Annotated in this window: 2 protein-coding genes; both read left to right on the top strand. The window is 74.6% G+C overall.

The window, feature by feature from the left end; genetic code table 11:
- Positions 1 to 140: 140 nt before the first annotated feature.
- Positions 141 to 2,081: an ABC transporter ATP-binding protein gene (locus FNQ90_RS16615; protein WP_182607101.1), complete on the top strand. Its 1,941-nt coding sequence runs from the start codon at positions 141 to 143 to the stop codon at positions 2,079 to 2,081.
- Positions 2,082 to 2,180: 99 nt separating this feature from the next.
- Positions 2,181 to 3,386, top strand: a complete 1,206-nt coding sequence (locus tag FNQ90_RS16610) for a rod shape-determining protein (protein WP_182607100.1) — start codon at positions 2,181 to 2,183, stop codon at positions 3,384 to 3,386.
- Positions 3,387 to 3,479: the final 93 nt, after the last annotated feature.

Below are 3,479 nucleotides of genomic sequence, written 5' to 3'. Positions count from 1 at the left end.
GCGCCGGGGCGGGCGCCCCGGCGCGGCCCTTCCCGCTCGCGCCCTTGACCTCGAGTTCACTGGAGGTCCTACCGTCCGAGGAGTCGCCCACCCGCGTGCGGCCCCCACCGGGCCGCGCCCCGGACCGGTAGGAGCCCCGGATGAGCATGGAGATCGCCGCCTGGAACGCCCTGTACAACCAGCGGCACGCCCCCGACGACCAACGCCCCTTCTCCCGCCGGACGTTGCGCCGGATCGCCGGCTTCGCCCGCCCCCACCGACGGCAGCTGGCCGTCTTCCTGGTGCTGAGCGTCCTCGGCGCGCTGCTCGCCGTCGCCACCCCGGTCCTCGCCGGCCGGGTGGTCACCGTCATCACCCAACAGGGACCGGCCGGCACGGTGGTGACCATCGCCCTCCTGATCGCCCTGATCGCCGTCACCGAGGCGGCCGTCAACCTGCTCGCCCGGTGGCTGTCGGCGCGCATCGGGGAGGGATTGATCCTGGACCTGCGCCGGGCGGTCCACGACCACGTGCAGCGGATGCCGGTCGCGTTCTTCACCCGCACCCGCACCGGCGCCCTGGTCAGCCGGCTCAACAACGACGTGATCGGCGCCCAACGCGCCTTCAGCGACACCCTCTCCGGGGTGCTGGGCAACACCGTCACCCTGCTCTTCGCGCTGGGGGTGATGCTGACCCTCTCCTGGCGGATCACCCTCCTGGCCCTGGTGCTGCTGCCGGTGTTCGTCCTGCCCGCGCGCCGCATCGGCACCCGGTTGGCCCGGCTGAGCCGGGAGGCGGCCAACCACAACTCGGTGATGAACACCCGGATGACCGAACGCTTCTCCGCTCCCGGCGCCACCCTGGTCAAGCTGTACGGCCGCCCCGCCGAGGAGTCCGCCGGTTTCGTCGAGCGGGCCGAGCGGGTGCGGGACATCGGGGTCCGCACCGCGATGTTGCAGATGACCTTCGTGACCGCGCTGACCCTGGTCTCCTCCCTGGCACTGGCCCTGGTCTACGGGATGGGGGGAACGATGGCCCTGGGCGGCACCCTGGAGGCGGGCGCGGTGGTCTCCCTGGCGCTGCTGCTGACCCGCCTCTACGCGCCGCTGACCGCCCTGGCCGGGGCGCGGGTGGAGGTGATGAGCGCCCTGGTGAGCTTCCAGCGGGTCTTCGAGGTGCTGGACCTCACCCCGCTGATCCAAGAGCGCCCCGACGCCCGACCGGTGCCCGACGGCCCGCTGTCGGTGGAGTTCCGGAACGTGGACTTCGCCTACCCCTCCCCCGAGCGGGTCTCCCTGGCCTCGCTGGAGGAGGTCGCGGTGCTGGACGCGCGCGGCGGCGAACGGGTGCTGCACGGGGTGGACTTCCGTGCCGAGCCGGGCGAGTTGATCGCGCTGGTCGGCTCCTCGGGGGCGGGCAAGTCCACGATCGCGCAGCTGCTGCCCCGCCTGTACGACACGGACGGGGGCGAGGTGCGGATCGGCGGGGTGGACGTGCGGGACCTGACCACCGACTCGCTGCGTTCGGCCGTCGGCATGGTCACCCAGGACGGGCATCTCTTCCACGACACCATCCGCGCCAACCTGCTGCTCGCCCGGCCGGACGCCGGGGAGGACGAGCTGTGGGACGCGCTGCGCCGCGCCCGCCTGGACGGCCTGATCGCCTCCCTGCCCGAGGGACTGGACACCGTGGTCGGGGAGCGCGGCTACCGGCTCTCGGGCGGGGAGCGGCAGCGCCTGACGATCGCGCGCCTGCTGCTGGCCCGCCCCCGGGTGGTGATCCTGGACGAGGCGACCGCGCACCTGGACGCCTCCTCGGAGGCCGCCGTGCAGGAGGCGCTGACCGAGGCGCTGGCCGGCCGCACCTCGGTGGTCATCGCCCACCGGCTGTCCACCGTGCGCGCCGCCGACCGCATCCTGGTGCTGGAGGAGGGGCGGATCGTGGAGCGGGGCACCCACGAGGAGCTGCTGGCACGCGACGGTCGTTACGCGGAGTTGCACCGCACGCAGTTCGCCGAGGACCCCGCGGGGGCGAACGGCATGTCCGACACGGCGTCAAACCCGGCCGGTGAGCCGGTGGAGGCGGGTGTCCGGAGCGGCTGACGGTCCGCCGGCGCGGATGTTCGGGGGCGGCCGGCGGGGCCGTCCCCCGAACGCGCCGTCCGACGCGCGCGTCACGCACCGTCGTCACACGATGATCACATGACCCCCAGTCTGGACCATCTTCGTCGTTGCACGGTGGCCGCCGACCTCGGCGCCGCCCGCACCCGCATCTACCTGCGTCAGACCGGCCTGATCGTCGACGAGCCCTCGATTGTCGCGGTGAACATCCGCAACGGTTCGCTCATCGCGGTCGGCACCCCCGCGGAGCGCATGCACGGCCGCACACCGGCCAGCATCCGCGTCGTCAAGCCCATCAACGGCGGCACCGTCGTGGACATCGAGATGGCGCAGCGGATGCTGCGCGCCATGGTCGGCAGCAAGCTGCGCCGCGCCCTGCGCCGCAAGCCGATGCTGCGGGTGGCCGCCTGTGTGCCGCACGACGCGGACCCGCTGGCCCGCCGTGCCGCCTACGAGACCCTGATCGGCCTCGGTGCCCGCCGGGTGGAACTGGTGGACAGCCTCCTGAGCGCCGGGATCGGCGCCGGCCTGCCGGTGGAGCGCCCCGAGGCCGCGATGATCATCCAGTGCGGGGCGACCCGCACCCAGGTCGCGGTGCTCTCCCTCGGCGCGATCGTCGCCGCGGAGAACGTGCCGGTCGGCGGGGACACCGTGGACCGGGCGCTGGTGCAGCACCTGCGCAACCACCACGAGCTGCTCCTGCCCAGCCAGGCGGTCCGGCCGCTCCACGTCTCGCTGTGCGAGTCGGACCGGGACCGCGCCGAGGTGCACGGTCGCGACGTGGCCACCGGCATGGCCCGCACGGTGGTCGTCGACCCCCAGAGCCTGCGGCTGGCCGTCCGCACCCCGCTGACCTCGCTGCTGGACGCCATCCGCTCGGTGCTGCACCGCTGCCCGCCGGACCTGGTCGCCGATCTCGCCGACCGGGGCATCGTGCTCACCGGTGGGGCCGCCGAACTGCCCGGCCTGGACGCCACCATCCGGGAGAGCACCGGGATGCCGGTGCGGATCTCCGACTCGCCGGGCCGCTGCGCCATCCTCGGGCTCGGCGCCATGATGGAGGGGCGCCTGCACCCGTCGGACGCCCCACCGCCGGTGGACCTCGAGGTCACCGCGCCGATGCCGGGGCACGACCGGGAGCCCGGCGAGGAGCCCGCGCACGAGGAGCGGCCCGCGCGCGGCCGGCGCCGGCTGCGGCTGCGCGACCGGGGCCCGCGCGGCGACGCGGGCGGACGGCCGGAGCGGGACGACGCCGATCCCCGGGCCGACGAGCCCAGCCCGGTCTGACGGGCCCGGGCCGGCCCGAACGGGTTCGGAACGCTTCCGAACCGTTCGGGCCGGCCCGGGAGAGGGGGACGGGCCTCCCCACCGGGGCCGGCC

The organism is Streptomyces alkaliphilus, assembly GCF_014141535.1.
GTDB classification, from domain to species: domain Bacteria; phylum Actinomycetota; class Actinomycetes; order Streptomycetales; family Streptomycetaceae; genus Streptomyces; species Streptomyces alkaliphilus.
This window is presented reverse-complemented; position numbering and strand designations above follow the sequence as displayed.